Origin of the sequence: Acinetobacter sp. YH1901134 (assembly GCF_013416965.1) — a bacterium.
In the GTDB taxonomy this organism is placed as follows: domain Bacteria; phylum Pseudomonadota; class Gammaproteobacteria; order Pseudomonadales; family Moraxellaceae; genus Acinetobacter; species Acinetobacter amyesii.
In genome coordinates, this window is sequence record NZ_VPEW01000047.1 from 1 (window position 1) to 1,181 (window position 1,181).

Annotated in this window: 1 protein-coding gene; it reads right to left on the reverse strand. The window is 34.2% G+C overall.

Going from position 1 to position 1,181, the window contains the following annotated elements:
• Nucleotides 1–19 precede the first annotated feature (19 nt).
• Nucleotides 20–1,110, reverse strand: a protein-coding gene (locus FTV50_RS16555; protein WP_107010211.1) for an IS4-like element ISAba33 family transposase whose coding sequence is annotated in 2 segments (ribosomal slippage) — nucleotides 20–570 and nucleotides 570–1,110 — 1,092 coding nt in all. Because the reading frame shifts where the segments join, the coding sequence is not laid out codon by codon here.
• Between the last annotated feature and the right edge of the window lie 71 nt (nucleotides 1,111–1,181).

The following is a 1,181-nucleotide window of genomic DNA, read 5'->3' on the forward strand; positions in this document are numbered from 1 at the left end:
TCTCTGTACACGACAAATTTCATAGGATCCTTGTCCTATCAGGCTTTTTCTTTCTTAAAATTGCTAGCACTTTCTTAAATTCTTCTTTTTTTCCAAAACCAATCAAACGTAGAATAGCCATTTGAACATAGTCCAAACCGTAGCGAAATAAACTTACTGAAAGTCGTCCATGCTTCTTTATTTTTATCGCTTTTTTCCGATCATGTTGCCATTCACCTGTTAAATAGCACCAACAGAAACCGATAGCTAGCACTGCTATCAATTTCTTGACTCGTCTAGGGTCTGTTAAACGAGTATTTTCAAGATTGAATCCTCGTCCTTTGAGACAACTAAATAACGTTTCGATTTCCCAGCGTAATGCATAATCACGAATAGCAGAAGCATTAAACATAGGAGAAACAACAAGTAAAAGCTCTCCATCTTCTAATCGTAGCGCACTAATATACAGTTTCACTCGACCAACCCAAATACGTCGTTTACGACATTCAGTTTGACCAACTTGAAGATGACGAAATAAATCACTAATTTTATGATTCTTGGCTAAGTGATTGGTCACAATAAAGTTTTTTTAACACGTATACAGAAGTTAATGTCATTTTCAATTAACCATGTAAACCATTTCTCACCGATAAATTCTCTGTCTGCAAACACATTCACAATACGATCTTTACCAAAAATGGAGATAAAGCGTTGAATCAAAGCAATACGCTCTTTTGTATCTGAATTTCCACGTTTATTGAGCAATGTCCAAACAATAGGTATCGCTATTCCACGATAGACGATGGCTAACATCAAGATATTAATATCTCGTTTTCCCCATTTCCAATTAGTTCTATCCAAAGTTAATTGGACTTTATCGAATGAAAATATATTGAAAATTAACTGAGAAATTTGACGATAATCGAAATACTGATCTGCAAAGAAGCGTTGTATACGTCGATAAAATGATTGTGGTAAGCACTTGATGGGTAAGGCTTTAGATGCAGAAGAAAGATTACATGTCTGTTTTACAATTAATGCAAGCATAATCAGTGTAAAACATTTTGCATGTGACTTGTTCCACTTTAGATATTTGTTTAAGATGAGATGTAACTCATTGAAATGTGTCATCATATTCGTCGTCAGAAAACAAGTATTATGCCATTATTTCAATGAGTTATCTTTTTTTGTCGTGTACAAAG